16 protein-coding genes and 1 pseudogene are annotated in these 21167 nt (G+C 57.5%); 8 read left to right on the top strand and 9 right to left on the bottom strand.

All coding sequences use genetic code 11. The features are described from left to right. Positions 1 to 106 precede the first annotated feature (106 nt). Positions 107 to 1420 carry a DUF4185 domain-containing protein gene (locus tag HMPREF3098_RS00570; RefSeq protein ID WP_070433603.1) on the bottom strand — a complete coding sequence of 438 codons (1314 nt, stop codon included), beginning with the start codon at positions 1418 to 1420 and terminating at the stop codon, positions 107 to 109. 51 nt (positions 1421 to 1471) lie between these two features. On the opposite strand from HMPREF3098_RS00570, the gene HMPREF3098_RS00565 reads away from it, so the two are divergent. The 4 genes from HMPREF3098_RS00565 to HMPREF3098_RS00550 all read left to right on the top strand — a co-directional run bounded on the left by HMPREF3098_RS00565 (position 1472) and on the right by HMPREF3098_RS00550 (position 5139). Beyond that, positions 1472 to 1819, top strand: coding sequence for a hypothetical protein (locus HMPREF3098_RS00565; RefSeq protein WP_052094846.1), 348 nt, complete (start codon positions 1472 to 1474; stop codon positions 1817 to 1819). A gap of 79 nt (positions 1820 to 1898) precedes the next feature. Then, entirely contained in the window at positions 1899 to 2489 is a 591-nt protein-coding gene (gene coaE / locus HMPREF3098_RS00560; protein ID WP_070433602.1) for a dephospho-CoA kinase, read from the top strand. A 10-nt stretch (positions 2490 to 2499) separates the two neighbouring features. Beyond that, positions 2500 to 4623: an excinuclease ABC subunit UvrB gene (gene uvrB / locus HMPREF3098_RS00555; RefSeq protein ID WP_070433601.1), complete on the top strand. Its 2124-nt coding sequence runs from the start codon at positions 2500 to 2502 to the stop codon at positions 4621 to 4623. A gap of 81 nt (positions 4624 to 4704) precedes the next feature. Then, positions 4705 to 5139, top strand: coding sequence for a universal stress protein (locus HMPREF3098_RS00550; RefSeq protein WP_035113350.1), 435 nt, complete (start codon positions 4705 to 4707; stop codon positions 5137 to 5139). 180 nt (positions 5140 to 5319) lie between these two features. Here HMPREF3098_RS00550 and HMPREF3098_RS12015 read toward each other — a convergent pair whose 3' ends face one another. The 8 genes and pseudogenes from HMPREF3098_RS12015 to HMPREF3098_RS00510 form a co-directional block, all read right to left on the bottom strand. After that, positions 5320 to 6213: a pilin N-terminal domain-containing protein gene (locus tag HMPREF3098_RS12015; RefSeq protein ID WP_141739606.1), complete on the bottom strand. Its 894-nt coding sequence runs from the start codon at positions 6211 to 6213 to the stop codon at positions 5320 to 5322. Positions 6214 to 6227: 14 nt separating this feature from the next. Beyond that, entirely contained in the window at positions 6228 to 7127 is a 900-nt protein-coding gene (locus tag HMPREF3098_RS00540; protein WP_070433599.1) for a class C sortase, read from the bottom strand. 114 nt (positions 7128 to 7241) lie between these two features. Beyond that, positions 7242 to 8714: a SpaH/EbpB family LPXTG-anchored major pilin gene (locus HMPREF3098_RS00535; protein ID WP_070433598.1), complete on the bottom strand. Its 1473-nt coding sequence runs from the start codon at positions 8712 to 8714 to the stop codon at positions 7242 to 7244. A gap of 214 nt (positions 8715 to 8928) precedes the next feature. Next, complete coding sequence (locus HMPREF3098_RS12010) at positions 8929 to 9063, bottom strand: LPXTG cell wall anchor domain-containing protein (RefSeq protein WP_371440928.1); 135 nt, start codon at positions 9061 to 9063, stop codon at positions 8929 to 8931. A 114-nt stretch (positions 9064 to 9177) separates the two neighbouring features. Then, positions 9178 to 11778 (bottom strand): annotated as a pseudogene (locus tag HMPREF3098_RS12005) (hypothetical protein); the annotation flags it as partial. 492 nt (positions 11779 to 12270) lie between these two features. After that, positions 12271 to 14625, bottom strand: coding sequence for a HelD family protein (locus HMPREF3098_RS00520; RefSeq protein ID WP_070433595.1), 2355 nt, complete (start codon positions 14623 to 14625; stop codon positions 12271 to 12273). Between the two features lie 3 nt (positions 14626 to 14628). Next, positions 14629 to 15396 carry a DoxX family protein gene (locus tag HMPREF3098_RS00515; RefSeq protein WP_035113348.1) on the bottom strand — a complete coding sequence of 256 codons (768 nt, stop codon included), beginning with the start codon at positions 15394 to 15396 and terminating at the stop codon, positions 14629 to 14631. A gap of 133 nt (positions 15397 to 15529) precedes the next feature. Continuing rightward, entirely contained in the window at positions 15530 to 16240 is a 711-nt protein-coding gene (locus HMPREF3098_RS00510; RefSeq protein WP_070433594.1) for an MBL fold metallo-hydrolase, read from the bottom strand. A 121-nt stretch (positions 16241 to 16361) separates the two neighbouring features. Between HMPREF3098_RS00510 and uvrA the strand changes: the two genes are divergently transcribed. From uvrA to rplT, 4 genes are all read left to right on the top strand, one after another. Beyond that, positions 16362 to 19208: an excinuclease ABC subunit UvrA gene (gene uvrA / locus HMPREF3098_RS00505; protein ID WP_070433593.1), complete on the top strand. Its 2847-nt coding sequence runs from the start codon at positions 16362 to 16364 to the stop codon at positions 19206 to 19208. A 407-nt stretch (positions 19209 to 19615) separates the two neighbouring features. Beyond that, complete coding sequence (gene infC, locus HMPREF3098_RS00495) at positions 19616 to 20137, top strand: translation initiation factor IF-3 (protein ID WP_083283854.1); 522 nt, start codon at positions 19616 to 19618, stop codon at positions 20135 to 20137. A gap of 30 nt (positions 20138 to 20167) precedes the next feature. Then, entirely contained in the window at positions 20168 to 20362 is a 195-nt protein-coding gene (gene rpmI / locus HMPREF3098_RS00490; RefSeq protein ID WP_013888305.1) for a 50S ribosomal protein L35, read from the top strand. A gap of 86 nt (positions 20363 to 20448) precedes the next feature. Further along, on the top strand, positions 20449 to 20832 hold the full coding sequence (rplT, locus tag HMPREF3098_RS00485) for a 50S ribosomal protein L20 (protein ID WP_035113345.1): 384 nt from the start codon (positions 20449 to 20451) through the stop codon (positions 20830 to 20832). The last annotated feature ends 335 nt before the right edge of the window (positions 20833 to 21167 follow it).

The following is a 21167-nucleotide window of genomic DNA, read 5'->3' as shown; positions in this document are numbered from 1 at the left end:
TGGCGCACAAGGCGGCGCTCCGCGTGGCGCACCCCACGGTGTAAACACATGAAAGTCCCCGGCAGCGAAAGCTGCCGGGGACTAAGCGTGTGCTGGCTACGACACGTTAAAACACCTTCGTGAGGTCCGTCTTGTACACCACTGGGTTGTAATCCTTCCACGTTGTAGCAACCCAGTACAGGTTGTTATCAACCTGGTGCGGGAACATGAAAGCCCCGTACAGATCGCCTAACTCCACGCGGGAAACAAGAGTCTTCGGCGCAGTCCATGGCCCCTCGGGCTTGTCTGCCTTGCGGACCACTACCCCCTGGGGAGCCTCATACATAGCCAACCAGGCTTTTTGCTTGGGGTGGTACATCACAGAAAGCTCGGATACCCTGCCATCAAGTACGGGAGCAGCATCCGCCATTGACCGGGTCCAACCGCGGCCGTTGAAGAATTCGGCGTCGGATAGAGAAGTAGCGCCAGGGAAGAGGGCGAAAGAGTTTTTAGGGAAACGAGCCAGCCGTGCCTGGCCAGAGCGACCATTCGGGGTGCCGTAAACGTAGATGTACGAATCACTGCTGCCTGCCGGAGGCTTGGCGAAAGCGGTCATCTGGAAGTTCTCCGCACCCGCAGTGTGCGCGGGGAGCTTCGGCAGTCGGGAATCCTTGGATGGGTTGGTGTTGGTGCGCTTGGACCCGTCTAGCACAGACCAGTTTTTCCCGCCGTCAGTGGATTGCGCGGTGGCTGCGTAGTTGGTGATCCACTGCCCGGGCGTGGTCCACTTCTTCACCGACATGAAGTCCACGTACTGTGTGCCATCTACCTCTATACCGGCAGTGGGGATGACGGTCATTTCCACGCCGTCGACTTTGAGAGAACGCGGGAGGAACTCCGACGAACGAGACGCATTGACTGGCTTGGTCAAGTTGATGCCGTTGGAGGGATCCTGGTCATCGGACTCGTAAATGGCATTCGAATGCCAGCCGTTGTTGTTCGCCCCACAGCTGAAAGAATCGCCGAACGCGGCTAGGGTGCGACCGTCACCAGCATCCCACATGAAGCCCAAGTCGGTGCTAGCCAAGCCGAACTTGGACAGCTGATCGGGGCCGTTGGGGCCGGTCAAAATATGCATGGCCTGGGTGTTGCCCTTCAATGTAGGCAAACCGATGGGGATCCCACCCAGCCACGATGGCGAACTGGAACTGCCCAGGGCGCTGGGGCCAGAAAGCGCGGCTATGGCATCCGACGTGGTCGGGGTGTACTTCGAGCATGGCCCCGCCTGGGCAACACCGCTGGAAACCACCGTGCCCATGAGTAGGGAAGCGGCGGTCGCACCTACGGAAAGGACGGCTACTCCGGGACGGAACCGGCGCACGCCCCGCGAAGCGCGTGCAACGGTAGCGCGAGTATCACTATCGAAGTCTTGAAAAGTCATAGACCTGATTGAACCACATGCCTGTCGGAAAAGTGATGTAACTTAAACCGCATGATCACGTTGAAGAGTTTTTCCGTTGCCGGGGCGACCGCTGCCGTCACCCTCACTGCGGGGTTAGTTGCCGGCGCCGCGCCCGCATCTGCTGAAACCGCACAGCCTCTGCCTCAGTTCACGCTGCCGTCGATGGGTTCGGCGTCATTCCTTCTGAGCAGCCCTTCCACCTGCGAAAAACTGCAAAACCAATCCGCCGAGATTCAGACGGAGTGGCAGAAGGCCGTCGCCGCTGGGGAAATCTACAAGGCCGATCAGTTGCGTGTGGATTTCACCAATACGATGGCTTCTTGGTCGCAGTGCATGCTGGCCGCAAATAAGTGGTTCTTCAATCCGCTTGGTTCCTAGCGGTATTCAAGGTTGTCCCACTTGACTCGCCTGCGGCGAGTCCAGTGCACTAGTCATTCACTTTAGGAGTACGTTTCCCATGCTCAAGATAGGACTCACCGGTGGCATCGGCTCCGGCAAGTCGACGGCTGCTTCCCGGTTGCAGCAGTTGGGGGCCACTATTATCGACGCCGACCACGTCGCCCGCGAGATCGTAGAACCTGGGCAACCGGCCTTGGCGGAACTTGTGGAGGCCTTCGATGGGATCTTGAACCAGGACGGTTCGCTCAACCGAGCGGAGCTGGCACGCCAGGCCTTCGCTACTCCGGAGGCCACGGAAAAGCTCAACTCCATTACCCACCCCCGCATCAGGCAGCGCACGCAGCAACTGTTCGCGGAAGCCGAAGCATCTGGAGTGGAAGTCGTGGTCTACGACATGCCGTTGCTCATTGAAAATGGGGAGTACCGGCACATGGATCACGTACTCGTGGTGGATGCTCCGGATGACGTGCGCGTGGAAAGGCTCGTGAACTACAGGGGGTTGGAAGAGAGCGATGCGCGGCGTCGAATAGCAGCCCAGATTGACCGCGATACCCGGTTGCAGGCGGCGGATACGGTGCTGGACAACGGCGGTGACCGAGAAACGCTGATCGCGCAGGTCGACACATTCTGGGAGACCATTTCGCGCTAGTGTAGGGCTCATGGCTTTTGCAGCAGAACGCCCTGAGTTGTCCTATTCCGAGTTCCGTCCCGTGGGGGAGGTGGAACGCACCGCGGGCCAGTTTGAGGTCATCAGTGAATACAAGCCCGCCGGCGACCAGCCCCACGCCATCGCCGAGCTGGCGGAGCGGTTGGACCGCGGTGAACGCGATGTGGTTCTCATGGGTGCGACCGGCACTGGTAAATCTGCAACGGCAGCGTGGTTGATCGAGAAGGTGCAGCGGCCCACCTTGGTGATGGCGCCGAATAAGACGTTGGCTGCCCAGCTGGCCAACGAGCTGCGCAGTCTGCTGCCTAACAACGCGGTAGAATACTTCGTTTCTTACTACGACTACTACCAACCCGAGGCGTATATCGCGCAGACCGATACCTACATTGAAAAGGACTCGTCCATTAACGAGGACGTGGAGCGGTTGCGCCACTCGGCTACATCCAACCTGCTATCTCGCCGTGACGTGGTGGTGGTGAGCTCCGTGTCCTGCATCTATGGCCTGGGTACGCCACAGTCCTACCTAGATAGGTCCGTCATGTTGAAGGTGGGTGAGGAAATCGACCGGGATCAGTTCCTGCGCCTGCTGGTAGACATTCAATACACACGCAACGATATGTCCTTTACCCGCGGCGCATTCCGTGTGAAGGGCGATACCGTGGACATCATTCCGGCGTACGAGGAGCTGGCCGTGCGCGTGGAATTCTTCGGCGATGAGATCGACGCACTGTACTATATCCACCCCCTGACCGGCGACGTGATCCGAGAAGTCGACGAGCTGCGCATTTTCCCGGCAACTCACTACGTAGCGGGCCCTGAGCGCATGGAAAAGGCCATCGCGGCGATCAAGGAGGAACTGCAGCAGCGCCTAGGGGAGCTGGAGAATCGCGGTAAGTTGCTGGAAGCGCAACGGTTGCGGATGCGTACGGAATACGACCTAGAGATGATTCAACAGGTGGGGTTTACCAGCGGCATCGAGAACTACTCGCGCCACATCGACGGCCGACCCGCGGGCAGTGCCCCGGCCACGCTGATCGACTATTTCCCCGAGGACTTTTTGACCATTATCGATGAGTCCCACGTGACGGTCCCACAGATCGGTGGCATGTTCGAAGGCGATATGTCCCGCAAGCGCAACCTAGTCGAGCATGGATTTCGCCTGCCGAGCGCGCTGGACAACCGCCCGTTGACGTGGGAGGAATTTGATGATCGCAAGGGCCAGTGCGTGTACATGTCCGCCACGCCCGGTGATTACGAAATTGCCGCTGCCGGTGGCGAATTCGTCGAACAGGTCATTCGCCCCACGGGCTTGGTGGATCCAAAGGTCGAGGTGCGGCCGACGAAGGGGCAGATCGACGATCTGATCGAACAGATCCGCCACCGCACAGAAAAGAACGAGCGCGTATTGGTGACCACCCTGACCAAGCGCATGGCGGAGGACCTCACGGACTACCTGCTGGAACATGGAGTGAAGGTCCGCTACATGCACTCCGATATCGACACGCTCAAACGTGTGGAGTTGCTGCGCCAGCTTCGGTTGGGCGAATACGACGTGCTGGTCGGCATCAACCTGTTGCGTGAGGGCCTGGATTTGCCCGAGGTATCCCTTGTGGCAATTCTCGATGCGGACAAGGAGGGATTCCTGCGCTCCACGCGTTCGTTGATCCAGACGATCGGTCGCGCTGCCCGTAACGTGTCCGGTGAAGTGATCATGTACGCGGACAAGATGACCGACTCCATGCAGTACGCCATCGATGAGACCGAGCGGCGTCGAGCCAAACAAATCGAGTACAACAAAGAACATGGCATCGATCCGCAACCACTGCGAAAGAAGATTGCCGACATTCTGGATCAGGTCGCTGAATTGGAAGGCAAGCAAGCAGCAGATGACGCGGCTGCTTCCCTTTCATCCGACGCCGCCGTGGCCTCCCCGGGTATCGACCGTGAGCAGGCGGGGGATATGGCCCGGCCACAGTTGGAAAAGCTCATCAGTGATTTGACCGAACAGATGAAGGCGGCGGCGCGTGAATTGAAGTTTGAGTTAGCTGGCCGATTGCGCGATGAGATCCAAGATTTGAAGAAGGAACTGCGGGGCATGAAGGAAGCCGGGCTGTAATCCTGGGCCCGGCGGCGCACGCACTGTCCTGTGCGCATCAGACGGTAGGATTGAGCCGGTAAGACAGTTGTAGGAGAGTGGATGTATAACACAATCTTGGTTGGAACTGACGGTTCGAAATCGTCGTTTTTGGCGGTTCGGCGGGCGGCGGGCATTGCGCATGCAGTGGGTGCCCGGTTGGTACTGGCCAGTGCGTACTACAAGGCCAGTGCGGATGCGATGGCGGCTTCGCGCGGTGAAAGCCGTACCGTGGTGGGGGACGATGTGGCCGAAGAAATCCTAGGGGATGCGAAGGCCGTGGCCATGGAAGAGGGTGTGTCCGAGCCCAAGCTGGTCCTGCAGGAAGGCAGTCCCGTGGAAGCCCTGATCGCGGTGGCGACAAAGGAACAGGCGGACCTGCTGGTGGTTGGCAACCGCGGGATTAACTCCCTCACAGGGCGCTTGCTGGGAAGCGTGCCCGCCGATGCGGCGCGCCAGGCACAGTGTGACGTGATGATTGTGCACACGGTGGACTGAGGGGTGCAGGGTCTGATCTAGGTCTTAAATCTGGGCGAATAGCGCCACCGGCGATGTTTGGAATTGCCGTATTCCTGAATGGGGCTGTATAGCCTCGTGCGGTCGATATGCCCTATCAAACAACTGCTGTATTACGCCTAGCTTCATTGGCGAGGCATAATGCGGCAGTTGTTTTGTCTTCTAGTTGTCGGAGTTATTGGCCTTTCGCCTGAGCATCACAAGAGCACCGAGGAGGACCAAAGCGGATCCCACTAACAACGCCACAGCAATTGATGCGCCCGTGACAGGGAGCGCGCCATCCCGACGGCCTCCGGCATCGTTGGGGTTATGGGGTGGTTGCCCTGGGGCCGTTGGTGGGGTGCTTTCACCTGCTGGCGGTGTGTCTCCTGGAGGAGTGCGGGGAGGAGTACTCGGAGTGGCCGGTGGCGTGTTCCCCGGAGGGGAAGGCGGGGTGGAGCTAGGCGGCTTCGTTGGAGGAGTAGGCGGGGCCTCATGGGGCGCCGGTTTGGTATTCACTTCAACGTTGTACTGCCATGATCCAGATTGACCAATAGGAACTGTGATCAGGAAGGGATCGGCAGTTCGATAGTCGAGCTCTGGATTTGGACCTGGCATTTCCGTGATGAGGTAAAGACCTACGGGCAGGTCATGAAAGACAGCGGTGCCGCGCGCGTTTGTGAAAGCCGTGTAGGTTTCTTCGAAGCCACAGGTCTTCGCCCCAGTGACCGTCATGTCGGTGACGGTGGAAAAGAAATCTTTGGAGGTAGGGTCGGCGCACCGCACCCGCTGAGCCTGAAACTCAATCCCGGAGATTGGACCAAAGGGCTTTTGATCTTTCCGAGAATCAAACCAATTGGGTTCGCCTTTATGAATGGTTAGAGTACCCAGGGCATTCACGTCAAAATCAGGGCGGGTAGATGGTTTAGCGTCACCGACGATTGTTTTAGCAGTGGCGATGCTCGCGACGAGAGGAGCGGGGCTTAGAGCCGTGGTGAAGACCAGACTTGAAGCGATGACAGCGCGCCTGACCGTCGTGCGAATCACTGTAGGGCGGCTATTGCGAGAATTAACCATTTTCATAATTCCACTCACTTGCTTTCTAAGCTTTTTACCTTGCGCTTTTCTCGTCGAATCCACCACACAAGGATGGTGATGATTGCTAAGGCCAGCGCCATCAGCCCCCACATCCAAGGTTGAATTTTCCATCCCTTGTTGCTGAACGCTTCTTCGTCAGACGGATCCAATGGAACGCGCTTGGCATGGACGAGCAGGCGGTGGGTGTTCACACCATATGGGGTGCACGTGACGAGGGTTAACAGGTCTTGTCCAGGCTTGGCTTTTAATCCATCGATTTGATCGGGTAACACAACTTCTGTGTCGACAACCTGGTACTTTAGCTTTTCTCCGAATGTGGACACATAGATTGCGTCACCCTTTTTTACATCGATGAGGTTGTCAAAGAGAGTTGCGTTGGAAAGGCCAGTGTGACCAGTGATGACCGAGTGGAACCCTTTACCGCCCACTGGGAGCGCAGAACCATAGAGGTGGCCAAGGCCCTTCTGAAGTACTTCATCCGTTGTCCCGTGGTAAACGGGCAGCTGGCTTTCAATGGACGGGATGGAGACAATGCTCATGGCCGACTGTCCGGATAGTTGCGCGAGGTAGTCCCGGTATTCCGTATTGTCCTCGTTAACACGTGCAAGCCATGGGTCAAGGATTGGCCCGTTTGTGTGTTGTTTGTTGTATTCCCGAGCTTTTTCAACAGCTTCAGAAAGCTTGTGGGGATCCGCTTGCTGGATATCTTCTTGGTAACGTTGGCTGATTTTATGCTGCTGAAAGTTATTCCATTGGGAAGCGTAGACCGGATAGAGCATCACGAGCATACCCACGATGATGACAAGTAAAGGCAGGAATGTCTTGCGAAACACCGATGGAGGCTTACCATAGGAATTCCTCTGATGCTTCGGCTTCGCGGTGTTAATACTCATGCACATTCCTGTTACTTGTTCGCAAGTGATGCTCTACGGTTAGGGAGTTTTAGCCCCAAAAAGCTAGGGCAATGATGTGGTGCGTTATCAGCACCCACACCACATCATTGGGTGTTAGTTACTGCGACGGGAGTTACGGACAGCCCAGAAAGCTCCGCCGCCGATGATGGCCAGGCCTGCCAAAACCAGACCGATGAAACCTGCGCCACCGGTGTTGGGGAGACGGTTGGAATCGGTGTAGTTCAAGACCTCAGCCGTGTACTTGATAGACCCCGGCTGCTCCGCCTTGTATTGGTCCTTTTGCAGTTCGAAGTGCACCAACTGATCATTCGCAACGTATCCTTCCGGAGCCTTGGTTTCCTTCAGGCAGTAGTTGGAAGCCTTCACCGTGTTGTCAGCAAAGTCGGTGACGTGAATGCCCTTGATGGAGACCAGACCTTGGCCATTGGTCTCGAACGTCTGCTTACCGTCAATGGTGAGAGCGTCAGATCCAACTTGCTCCCACCCTCCATTACCTTGCTGGCACTTAACCACCTGGAACTGCGCACCTTGGAGGCCCTGTTTAGAATCGCCATCCTTCTTCTGGATTTCTACCTGACCCCAGTAGGTGTGTACGTCTTCGGACTTCTTCTCGGTGTCACTTTCGCTGGAACCGTTGTTGACGATCAGCGTGGCGTCGTTGAGAACGTGCTCAACGAACTGAGTGGTCTTGGTGGTGATGCTGGTGAAGACCTTCTGATCGGACTTGCCCACGAGTTTTCCACGACCGGTTTCCGTGAACTCGACCTCAATCTGCTGTCCAGCCTTCTTCACCTCGTAGTCTGTGCCTTGCACCAAGGAAGCGGCGGACTCTTTGTTTGCGCCGAGGGATACCGCGATCTTGGCGTTAGTGGCGTCCAGAGCCTTATCGAGGGTATCGCGCACGACGTACTTTGTGATGGACTTTCCTGTAGGAATGCCCGAGCTGATCGTGTACTTGTACTCTTGGCCGATCTGAGCGTCCTGGTCTTCTACCTGCTTCTCAATGGCGACCTCAGAGTTCTTAGGATAAGCGTGGACGTCGTAGATCCAGCTCTTGTTGTCTGGGTTGGTCATGGGGACGTAAACCAAGAAGGGCGCACCAGGAACCAGGCCCGAGTTTGCCGGTACCTCGGTTTCGGTTACCTTGTACAGGCCCTTTTTGAGGCCAGTGAAGTTGGCATCGCCGTCCTGGGTAGTAGTTTTCTCCTCGGAGTAGCGTCCATCGCCTGTCCATGCTGTCGCCGTTGCGGCGTCCTTGATGCCGGCGGCCTTTTTCCAGTCATCGGCCGTGTTCAACGGCTGAACCAGTTCGACCTTGTACTTGATATTGGCACCGGGTTTGCCATTAGGTTCCTGGATCACGGTTCCGTTACCCTGTTCTCCCTCGGCGCCAATACGCTTGTGAATCGTGAGGGACAGCGCCTGGTTGTTATCGATAGTGGATACCGACTGTGCCTGAGCCACCGGCACAGTACTTTCGGTTGCGATTCCAGAAGCGATGGGGGCCAGAGCGAGTACCGCAGCCGCGCTAAAAGACAGCGTCCGCTTTGCGATCAAGGTTGTCATGGTGGGAATTCCTTTCAAAGAGGGGGTGAAGTGAATGTTTAAGATGCCCGTAGACGTGGAGGCATGGGCCCGGCTCGGCACCTTGGCGTTTTAATGGGCGGCTGCCTTGCCGTAGTCATAGTTGGACGCCGTACCGAATTGCTGGTTCGACGTCTTGCTGTTGTCCTGGCCCGATGCCCTGTCGTTATAAACAAGGGGTGAAACACGTATGTCCTTACGCGGTATTGCGACGATAAATAAGGAATAAGAGGCCGAAGATGGTCAACAGCATCCCTGCCAGGGCGCTTTGGTAATAACCGCTGCCGCCGGTTTTGGGAAGGTCGCCTTTATGCACATCGGAGACATTCATATAGGCAATGGTTGGGGAACTGTTTTCCAGTGGCGTGGACTCGATTGCAAGCGAGTCGGAAAGAACGGAAATCCGCGCAGAATCCCGATCGCTGGCCCCCAACGAAACGCTGAATTTCACTGGTGCGGGCAGCAACATAAAACCCTCGGGCGACTGATTCTCGACGAGGAAGTACTGCGTGTTTGGCTTCAGTACGGCGGTATAAAAACCGTTCTGATCCGCGGCATCCAGGGGCTTAAGGCGCGAGCCTAACGAACCGTCGGGATTAACAGCATGAATCGAAAACTGTGCACCTGTCAGTGGGGTAGTACCACCGTCAGCGTTCAGCTTCTTAACTTTCAGCGTGACGTCACGGTCATTGGTGATCGGCGCACAAGCCTCGTCTTTTTTCTGCCCACCATCCCAAGCGGCATTCGCGGTATTGAACAGGCCGTTGTCTGGCTTTCCATCAATACACTGTGCAGTTGCTTCGCGGCTCACGTCCGAGGACGGGGGCTTGTAGTAGACCTCGACCCGGTATCGGTGGCTGTCACCGGGAGCGATTGTCACGCCACGCGCCAACTCCCACGGGCCAGCCCCCGATAGGTCTTTGGAACTTGGCTGAAGGACAGGGGAGGACACTTTGCCCCCTGTGATACTCACCAGGTTCGCAAAGCGAGGCGTGTCGGACAGTGAGTAGGTTCGTCGTGTTCCGTCCTTCGGATTGGAAACAACAATGTCGTAGCTGATCGTGCGGGTGCCGTTTGGCCCGGGTGCGGCCGAATCTTTCGCATCGATCACACCGTTGTTGTCAACATCAACGACATCTTTACGGATGTCCAAGGAGCAACCACCATCAGAGGCCGTGTTGTTCGCCGTTGTGTCATCGCCCTCGTTACCTAAAACGCTGGCGGTGTTTTCCACGCAGCCATTGGTAGATGAAGCAACGTTGGCTTGGAGTGTTAAGCTGGCGCTTTCGCCCTTCCGCAGTGGGCCGTGAAGTGCGACCACTTGTTGGCCATTGACTTGTGGTTGCAGGGAATTGCTGACCCAACCTGCCGTTGTCTGCGTAATCCTCACATTGCGGTAGCTATTGGGTACAAGGTCGTTGACGTTGAATCCGGATGAACCACAAGGACCTTCATTGATCACCTTGATTTCCCAAGTGGCAACGCCATTGTCGATACCCTTGAGGACTTTCTCCACTTTGAGATCGGTTTTAGGAACAACCAGTGCATTGGAGGCCGCGTCATTGGACTGCGACGTTGGGACGGGAACTTTGTTGACCAGCTCTGCCCGGAAGCCGGATGCATCCTCTATGACCTTCACCTGGAAACCGGTGAGCTGCCCATTGAGTCCAAAACCCAGGTTGCCATTTGGGTATGTCCACGTGGTGCCGTAGATTCCCGAAGGGACTCGATTGCCCAAAGGGTCGGTTAGCCGTGAAAGATCGGTTTGCTGCCGAACACCGGTACGCACATTGACACGTTCCAGAATGCTTGAACCATTTTGGATTCCGTAGACCCAATCGCTTGTCGATCCGTCTGGTCGGACCAAGTATGTGTAGTCGTTGGAGTTGAGTTCAGTCCCGGTTCATCGCGCGGCCGTCTTTGAGTAGCCTGTTGCTCCCCAGCTCAGCGTGTACATGTTTTTCGTTCCCGATTGGGATGAGTTGGAGAATACGTAGGTACCGTCCGACAGGATGGTTCCGGAGGTAATTCCTCCCCATAGATCATTGGGCCACGTTCCAACGCGTTGAGACTGAATACCGTTGATTTTTCCTAAGTCTTGAACTGCGCCGTTGACTGGAGAAATCTTCAGTAGATGGCCAGCGGGGTACCGAGGATCCTCGTCGTAGGTCTGGGTATTGCCAGACGTGGAAGCAATAGTTTTGATACGGCCTTGGCTCACTGCGTACAGGTAGCCATCCTTTGGGTTGTAAGCAAGGGCGTTATAGACCCAGTTCGTTTCCGGCCCAACGGCCGTGAACTTGGTGGAACCGTATTCCTGAGTGAACAGTTGGGTGGTGTTGCGTTCATTGAAGGTCTGCCCAGGATTGGAGTGGGCAGATCGGCCCACCCACACTGTGCCACCTGTCGCAGCACATACACCGGTTCCTGCATCGGGATCAGAACCGCCGTCTGCCGGAGGCGTGACGTCAGTGCCGGTCTTCACGCCGTCAACGAAGATCGTGGCGCGGGTCGGGCTAGCGGGAATTCTACTGGGGTTGCGTTCCGACCACAGCCAGTTGACATCCACTTGGGTGTTCGCTGGGATTTCAAGCGGAGTTGGTTGGCCGCTTGGGCCTGTGAAACTAAGGCTGAAACAATCCCTAGTGCTGGTAGCGCCTTCATACGTTTTTTGGAATTGCAGCTTGTAACCCCCAGCGAGAGGGAATTCTTGACCGATTGGTAGCCTCTGGCTGTCATACAGAATGGTCTTTGATGCTGCAGTTGTATCGATGATCCCCGCGATCTTTAGCGTGGGTGCCTCAGAAACGTTGATGAGGGAAAAGTTGAACGACGTGGTTGCGCCATCGTCGTAGCAGTAACGGATCTTAGAGATTGCAGCACCGGTTGTTCCTCCGATGAGGAAGCTGTCGCTGCCCACAGAAGAGCTTTGCGTTTGCGTGGACTTCACGGGTGTGGCGAAATCGTGAGTCGGGGAGACTAAGGGGCCTGGGCTATTTCCCCAGTTTCCAACCGTGCCAGCTACCAGTGCGTACGGCGTGGCCATACGCGGTTGGAGACGGGGGACTGCGGGGGCTTTTTCAGATGGTTCCACTTCACTGGTGTTTTCTTGGGCCGACGCCACACGCGGCGCATTAACGAGAGAACCGAGGCCAAAGGTCATGGTGAGGGAGATAGCGATTGCCGCGCTGCACGCTCGAACCCTTGCCCGAAAAGTCATAATGTAACCACTCGATTCCGTCATTGATCCCACTTATGGGGATGTCTTCACTTTGTGATTAATCAGACTACGGCGCGAAAGTTATAGATCATAACTATTAAAGTTTCGTTTGCGGGATAAAATGAGAAAACAAGATGCTTGTTTTTCAATAAATGCGCAGGATTTGTCCTATTTTTTGAAAACCGGAATCGTTAGTGTGGCGCCGGTTTCGCTACCCCCTTAGTTAACCCCTAATGTAACCTGAGTCTCACGTTCAAGATGCGAAACGCACCGAAGTGTGCATGACCCGACAGCGAGTCGCTAATTCCTTTGCTGTGACTACAGTAAATTGCCTTCTGACCACGGCACATCGCGGTCATGCACCACACTCAACCCCTGCGTTGCGCGCGTCATCGCAACATAAATGTCGTTTAAGCCCTGGGGGGAAGCGGAGGCGATGGACCCCGGCTCCACCAACACAACCTCGTCGAACTCCAAGCCCTTCGCCTCGGTGACGTCAACGGCGACGACGCGATGCCCCGACTCTGGAAGTTGTGCAGCGCCTTCTGCATCCATCTCTTCAAGAACGGTAGTCACTGTGGCGCTGACCTCGGCGTCGTCCTTAGAAAAGATCACTCCCACCAAGCCATCGCCGGCAGCGGTGCGCGCCCCAGTGAGCGCCGCGCGCAGCTGGCCAAGGGGGAAGTGGCGGATACCAGTTCCGCTATCCCGCAGGGGTGTCGCGCCCACCTGGTCCGGTGCAATGCTAGGGAGCAACTCATTCGCCACCTCCGCAATGTCACGCGGGGTACGGTAGTTCACGGTCAACTCGTGCAACTGCCAACGGTCGCCCACGAACGGTCTCAGCGTGGCTTCCCACGTATCCACCCCGCTGGGGTTCGACGTTTGTGCAGGATCACCCACAATTGTCATCCACTTGTTCGGACTGCGCCGGAAAATCATGCGCCACGCCATAGCTGATAATTCTTGGGCCTCATCCACGATGACGTGGCCGAAGGCCCAGCGTTGGTCCGCCGCTGCCCGTTGAGCGGTAGAGCGCAGATCCCGTTCCTGCTGGCGCTGCGCCAGCATCTCCGCATCCAGCACGTCATAGGCCATCAGGATCTCGGGCGCAAACCCATCATCCAGGTCTTGCGAAGCCGAACCGGTCAAAATATCCAGGGCCTCCTGGGCCTCGGAAATCTTGTCCAGCCAAGCCTCGCGCTCGGCGGCCTCCCGCTCCTCATCGTCGATCAACCCCAGCATATCGGCCAATTCATCCAGCAGGGGAGCATCCGCATCGGTCCATGCTGGCTGACCATCCGCCCCCAGGTCATGGCAACGAAGGCCGTCCAGGGTGGCGTCGTCATAATCAAAAGCGGCGACCTCCGGGTGGGCAAAAAGCTCGGCCAACACCTGGCCGGGAGTCAACATCGGCCACACATCGTCAATGATGTCCTGAAGGTGGGGATCCGCCGCCAGATCATCGTGCAGCTGAGCGCGATCGCCCGCGGACAACAAGTTGGCACCGCCTAGAGGATCGTCGCCAATTTTGCGCGCCAAGGTATCGGCGACCGCTCGCGTGAGGTGCTCGGCAAACAGCGCACGAGCCTTGTTGTGCGGGCGACGGGAACGGCGGGCCTTCGTGCGCGCAGCGCGGATCATCGCAGGCGTGAGCTGCAGCGGCACCCCGTCGTGGGTCAGCTCAATCGGAGCCTCCGGCACGGTCTGCCACGATTTCACCGCCTCGCGCAGAATCGTGACCATCTCGATGGAACCCTTGATTTCACGCGCCAACAACGACCGCTCGGGCACCGTCTGCACCCCAGGCAACAGTGAACCGGGAGTTGCCAAAACCACACCGGTCTCACCCAGCGACGGCAGCACCTGCGAGATGTATTCCAAGAACCGTTTGTTTGGCCCGATGATCAGCACACCTGTGTGCCGCAGTTGCTCGCGCCATGTATACAGCAGAAACGCCGCCCGGTGCAGAGCCACCGCAGTTTTTCCCGTCCCCGGCGCCCCTTGCACCACGGTCACCCCGCGATGTTCCGAACGGATAATCCGGTCTTGCTCCCCAGCAATCGTTTCCACGATATCCCGCATGTGCTGGGTGCGGGCCCGGTTGACCGCGTGAAGTAGCGCCTTTTCGGTCGCCACCCCTCCTGTATCGACGCCCTCAAGGCCCGTGGCCTCACCCTCCCCAGGCGCAGACAGCACCTCGTCGGTGACAGTGGTGATTGTTCGCCCGCGCGTGGTGATATGCCGACGAACCTGCACGCCATCGGGGTGCAGTGTGGTGGCTAGGTAAAAAGGGCGGGCCATTGGCGCGCGCCAGTCCATGAGCAAGGTGCGCATCGCCGCATCGGAATCGTGGATGCCGATGCGGCCGATGTACCTGCGGTCCACACCCGCGCGCCCTGGCACGGGATTCTCAGGATCCGGATCAGTCACATCGATGCGACCGAACATCAGGCCGATCTCCGCCGCCGACAGTTCGTCAAGGCGTTGATCGATATCCCTGGCCTCGCGGTCACGCATCATCAGACCTTGGGGATCATCGATATCTGCCTCGAGGCGGACTGCCTTGAGCTTGCTTTCCAACCGGGCGCGACTGGAATCGACCTTGCCAAGCAGAAAGTCGAGGTAAGCCTGCTCTGCAGCTACCTCGACCGAGTTATGTGAATCTGGCAAAGTTTAGAACTTCTTGGCGGACTTCTTTGCCTTCTTCTGGGCCTTCTTCGCAGCCTTTTTGGCTTCCTTGCTCTGCTTTGCGGAGAAGTCAGAAGCGAACTCAACAGCCTGATCGCGGTAGTTCAGGGCGTTGTCCTTCAGGTCGTTCGCGGTGCTCTTCCAGTCATCGGAGTGTTCGTCAACGTATTCGCTCACGGCCTCAGAAACCTGTCCTGCCACGTCCTTGGTCTTCTCGAACAAGTTCTGAGCCTGATCGGAAGCGGTGGCAGCGAACTGCTTGCCCTGATCCTGGGCGTTGGCGATCATCTTTTCCTGCTCGGACTTGCCCGGCATCGCTTTCTGTACGCGCCAAGCCAAACCTGGCTTACCGGCGGTGTCCGCGCTGGTGATGAACAGGCCACCCAGTAGTGCGGCATCAGTCAGCAGGCCACGCTTCTTGCTTTCCTTATCGGAGGAATTCTGAGCAGACCAGAATGCATGGCGGTGCAACGTGGTGGGGACCTGGATGGCCGCTAGGGTGGTGGCTGCCAGGCGAGGAGCCTTACCGGTAGCCAGGGCTGCAGATGCCAGAACTTTGGCCCCACCGAGGATGCGCGCGTTGGTTTCAGCATCCCTTGGGATGTACATGGAAATGTTCGGAGGAAGAACTGCGCGCAGCTGACCGGAAATCGCGGCCGCTTCCTCGGAGTACTTCTTCGAGTCCTTCACCATCTGCGCGCCATCAACGGCGAAGGCAGACGCGAGCAGCGGACGTGCGAGAGTGCGGATCATTATTTAGATCTCTCCTTGAATACATTTAGTGGTGTTAATGGATCACAGTTTAGCGAAAGTGACAGACACGCGTTAGGGGAACAGGTAGGTCCGACTGGAAAACGCCAGCTCAACTGAGCCCCCAGCCCGCCGATTACCAACCGCGAGCGCGCCATTCATCGACCTTGGGCTTTTCTTCACCCACTGTGGTGGAATCGCCGTGACCGGGGTAGATGATCGTGTTGGCGGACAGCGAGAAAATCCTCGAGTTCACATCGTCCAGCAGTTGCTGAAAGTCTTCCTCGTTGGAGGTTTTACCCACCCCACCAGGGAAAACGCTGTCACCTACCCACGCACATGGGGAGGACGATGCGGCGTCGGGTAAAGAACCCAGAACGGCCAGGCCGCCCGGGGTGTGGCCGCGGAGCTCAACGACCTGCAACTCCAAACTGTTCAACGCACCGGAGGCTAACCGCAGGTTTTCCGCCACCCCGTCGTCGGTGCCATAAGTTTCATCGGCTGGCGCGGGAATCGCCTCGGCATCCTTGCGCGGTGCGTGATGACGTGCTCCGGTCGCTGCGAGCACTTCGGTCAGCGCGCGGGTGTGGTCGGCATGTTGGTGGGTGGTGAGGACATCTTTAATCTCGACGCCCAGCTCATCCGCAATCGCCAACAAATGGGCCGCATCATCAGCAGCATCGATTAGCAGTGCTTGGCCATCGCGGGCAATGAACCAGCAGTTGTTGTCCATCGACCCGACGGTCGTGTGTACAACGGTGAAATCGGTTCCCTCCACCACCTCAGTATCACGAGGTTCGGTCAGAGCGCCGAAATGGGTAACGTGGTTCAGCGTTGGTTTAGTCATAGCCCCCACCGTAGCGAAGAGTGCACAACCCGGGGGACGTGGCGTAAAATTCGAATGTATCGTCGAAAATGTATCATCGACAACGGCAGATTCCGTCGTTGTTACCAGGAGGGCTCACATAGTGGCTGAACGATTAATTGTCCGCGGCGCGCAGGAACATAACCTCAAGGGCGTGGATATCGACTTGCCGCGCGACAAAATGATCGTATTCACGGGGCTGTCCGGTTCTGGTAAGTCCTCGCTGGCCTTCGACACCATCTTCGCTGAAGGGCAGCGCCGGTATGTCGAATCGCTGAGTTCATATGCGCGCATGTTCCTAGGCCGGATGGACAAACCCGATGTGGAGATGATCGAGGGGCTGTCACCCGCGGTTTCCATCGACCAGAAATCCACGAACCGCAACCCGCGTTCGACTGTGGGTACCGTCACGGAAATCTTTGACTACCTGCGTCTGCTTTACGCGCGCACGGGTACACCCCACTGCCCGGAGTGTGGCGAAGTCATCCAGCGCCAAACCCCACAGGAGATCGTGGATCAGGTGCTGGAGATGGAAGAGGGGCTAAAGTTCCAGGTTCTGGCCCCCGTCGTGCGTACCCGCAAGGGTGAATTCGTGGATCTTTTCGAGGACCTGGCATCCCAGGGTTATTCCCGTGTGCAGGTGGACGGTGAGGTGCACCAGCTGTCCAACCCACCCAAGCTGGAAAAGCAAGTTAAGCACGATATCTCGGTAGTAGTTGACCGCCTGCAGGTGAAAGCCGCCCAGCGCCAGCGCCTCACCGATTCCGTTGAAACAGCGCTGAAACTGGCCGACGGTATTGTGGCCCTGGATTTTGTGGGCTTGCCCGATGATGACAAGTTTCGAGTGCGCCGTTTTTCCGAGAAGATGGCCTGCCCTAACGGCCACCCGGTTGCGCTGGAGGAAATGGAACCGCGCACGTTTTCCTTCAACTCCCCATACGGTGCCTGCCCGGCCTGTGACGGTTTGGGAACCAAGTTGGAAGTTGACGAGATGCTGGTCATCCCCGATGAGGATGCCCCCTTGCGCTCTGCGATCGCCCCCTGGTCCAGTTCCCCGAACAGCAAATACTTCGAAAAACTGCTGACGGCCCTGGCGGCCGAGTTGGATGTTGACCTCAACACCCCGTGGAACGAGCTGACGAAGAAGGAACAAAAGGCCGTGTTGCGCGGCCACTCCACACCGCTGAGTGTGAGCTACAAGAATCGCTACGGGCGCGCCCGCAAGTACAACGCCCCGTTCGAGGGCGTCATGCCGTTCCTATCCCGCCGGCTGGAGCAGACCGATTCCGAGAGTCAAAAGGAGCGCTACCGTAGCTACATGCGCGAGGTGCCCTGCAGTACATGCAAGGGTTCCCGCCTCAAGCCCGAAGTGTTGGCGGTTACCATCGCCGCAGGGCAGCAACAGCTTTCCATCGCAGACCTTTCGGACCTTTCTATTTCCGACGCCTCTACGTTCCTCAACAACCTCACCCTCAGTAAGCGCGAAGAAATGATCGCCGGCGCGGTCCTGCGAGAGGTGCAGGCCCGTTTGAAGTTCCTACTCGATGTGGGATTGAACTACTTGTCCATGTCTCGTTCCGCAGGAACGCTGTCCGGTGGAGAGGCGCAGCGCATTCGCTTGGCCACGCAAATCGGATCTGGGTTGGCCGGTGTGCTGTATGTGCTAGATGAGCCCTCTATCGGGTTGCACCAGCGCGACAATGAACGGCTAATCAGCACGTTGCAGCATTTGCGCGACCTCGGCAACACCCTCATTGTGGTGGAGCACGATGAGGATACAATTCGCACCGCCGACTGGTTGGTGGATATCGGTCCGCGCGCTGGCGAGTACGGCGGCGAAATTGTGTACCAGGGTGAGCCCGCAGGGATTGAAAAGGTTAAAGAATCGCTCACCGGTGCGTACCTTTCCGGGGAGCGCGTTCTGGCGGTACCGGAGCAGCGGCGACCCGTCGATAAGCAGCGCATGCTCACCGTGCACGGGGCGCAGGAAAACAACCTGAAGAACGTGGACGTCACACTACCGTTGGGCGTATTGACCTGCGTTACGGGTGTGTCGGGTTCGGGGAAGTCTTCCCTGATCAACGGGATCCTGGCCAAGGTTTTGAGCAACCAGCTCAACCGTTCGCGCGTGGTGCCGGGGCGTCATAAAAAAGTCACCGGATTGGAACACCTCGACAAGCTGGTGCAGGTCGACCAGTCGCCAATTGGCCGCACACCGCGCTCGAACCCGGCCACCTACACGGGAGTGTTCGACAAGGTCCGCAAGCTGTTCGCCGAAACCACCGAGGCCAAGGTACGCGGTTATGGCCCAGGTCGATTCTCCTTCAACGTCAAAGGTGGGCGGTGCGAAGCCTGTCACGGTGACGGCACGTTGAAGATCGAAATGAACTTCCTGCCGGATGTGTACGTACCGTGCGAGGTGTGCCACGGCGCCCGCTACAACCGTGAAACCCTAGAAGTGCAATATAAGGGTAAGAACATCGCGGAAGTGTTGGATATGCCCATCACCGAGGCCGCTGAGTTCTTCGCACCCGTGACATCTATCGCCCGCTACCTCGACACGTTGGTGGACGTGGGCTTGGGGTACGTGCGATTGGGGCAGGCCGCCACCACACTGTCCGGTGGCGAAGCCCAGCGCGTGAAACTAGCTGCGGAACTGCAGAAGCGTTCCAATGGCCGGACCATCTACATTCTTGATGAGCCGACGACGGGCCTGCACTTCGAAGACATCCGCAAGCTCATGCTTGTCATCCAGGGCCTAGTTGATAAGGGCAATAGCGTGCTGATCATTGAGCACAACCTGGACGTGATCAAGGCAGCGGACTGGATTGTCGACATGGGTCCCGAGGGTGGTTCTGGCGGCGGCACCGTTGTCGCGGAGGGCACGCCGGAACAAGTGGCTGAGGTAGGAGAGTCCCACACCGGTCGCTACCTGGCAAAGATGCTCTAGTCCCACACCGGTCGCTACCTGGCAAAGATGCTCTAATCCCACACCGGTCGCTACCTGGCAAAGATGGTCTAAAGGGCCTGGGCCTCAAATATCCCGCGCCTTTTCCCTTAGCGATTTGGTGGACAAGCGAAGTGTTGTTACACTGTTCACCACTACCGTCTGAAAAACGCTGGTGTGCACAACAGGTGCACATTAGTGTCAGCAGACTGCAAGTGGAGTTTCCCTCCCACCTAGCGACCGTCCTTGGATTGGGCGCGGGTTCAAATGAGTCACCTTGTGTGGACCAGCGGGGCGTCGGTTAAAAACGACGTGCTACCCACAGCTAGCGTGACCATTTATTGGGGGATGGGGGAACCTCGCGTGCAGCATCGGTACAAGACTTTAACCACTGCTACTGAGGAGTTCACATTAGCGCTGAAGCTCGCATCAACGACCGAATTCGAGTCCCTGAGGTCCGACTCGTCGGTCCCGGAGGAGAACAGGTCGGAATCGTCAAAACAGACGATGCCCGCAAGCTGGCCTATGAAGCAGACCTCGACCTAGTTGAGGTTGCGCCGAACGCCAAGCCGCCCGTGGCCAAAATCATGGACTACGGCAAGTTCAAGTACGAGCAGGCTCAGAAGGCCCGCGAGTCTCGTAAGAACCAGCAGCAGACCGTGGTGAAGGAACAGAAGTTCCGCCCGAAAATCGATGATCACGATTACGAAACCAAGAAGAACAACGTAATCCGATTCCTCGAAAAGGGGTCCAAAGTCAAGGTCACCATCATGTTCCGCGGTCGCGAACAGTCGCGTCCGGAGCTGGGCTTCCGTTTGCTGGAGCGGCTGGCCACCGACGTCGAGGAATACGGCCAGGTGGAAACTCGCGCCAAGCAAGATGGACGCAACATGACCATGGTCATTGGACCACTCCGCAAGGGCAAAAAGTAAAGCCAAAATACTAACTAGAGGAGCTCTCTCATGAAGCAGAAGACTCACAAGGGTGCTGCCAAGCGCATCAAGATCACCGGTTCCGGCAAGCTGCGCCGCGAGCAGGCCAACCGTCGCCACCTGCTGGAGGGCAAGCCTTCCCGTCGCACCCGCCGCCTGAAGGGCACCGAGGACGTTTCCCCCGCTGATACCAAGCGCATGAAGCGACTGCTAGGCAAGGCATAAGGTTCTCCGTCGTTCGGATAACTACTTCAGCCTTTCCTACCTTTTACAACTCATAACACCCAAAACTAAGTAAAGGACGTATCACCGTGGCACGTGTCAAGCGCTCTGTGAACGCAAAGAAGAAGCGTCGCGAAGTACTCAATTCCGCCAAGGGCTACCGTGGTCAGCGCTCCCGCCTGTACCGCAAGGCCAAGGAGCAGATGCTCCACTCCAAGACTTACGAATTCCGCGATCGCCGCGCTCGTAAGGGTGACTTCCGTAAGCTGTGGATCCAGCGCATCAACGCTGCCGCCCGCATGAACGACATCACCTACAACCGTCTGATCCAGGGGCTGCGTCTTGCTGAGATCGAGGTTGACCGCAAGATGCTGGCTGAGCTGGCTGTTAACGACTTCGACGCTTTCTCCACCCTGTGCGAGGCTGCCAAGGCTGCTTTGCCAGAGGACGTGAACGCACCAGCTGCTTCCTAGTCAGCGCCCTAGATTCTCATCCTAGAGTCTTAGGGCAAACTACACTGACTTAGCTCGTCGCGCTTTATATCGAGCATCCAACGCCTGATCCCGCCGTGGTGGGGTCGGGTGTTTTTTCGTGCCGCGTGCCTGGGTTAGCGGGTAGGGGCTGGGGAAAGGGGTAGGGCCGGGGAAAGGGCAGGGTTGCCAGGCAGGGCCGGGAAAACGGGCAGGGCCGGAGAACGGGGCAGGGCCGGGGAACGGGCAGGGCCGGGGAACGGGTAACGTTGAAAAAACAAGCGCCAACTATCATCGGCAAGCACGAGGGTGTCAGATGGTTTGTGTGGGGGGTTCCA

The sequence above is a fragment of the Corynebacterium sp. HMSC28B08 genome (genome assembly GCF_001806865.1).
In the GTDB taxonomy this organism is placed as follows: domain Bacteria; phylum Actinomycetota; class Actinomycetes; order Mycobacteriales; family Mycobacteriaceae; genus Corynebacterium; species Corynebacterium auriscanis.
The sequence above is the reverse complement of the archived record's forward strand: the minus strand, read 5'-3'. Positions and strand labels throughout refer to the sequence as shown.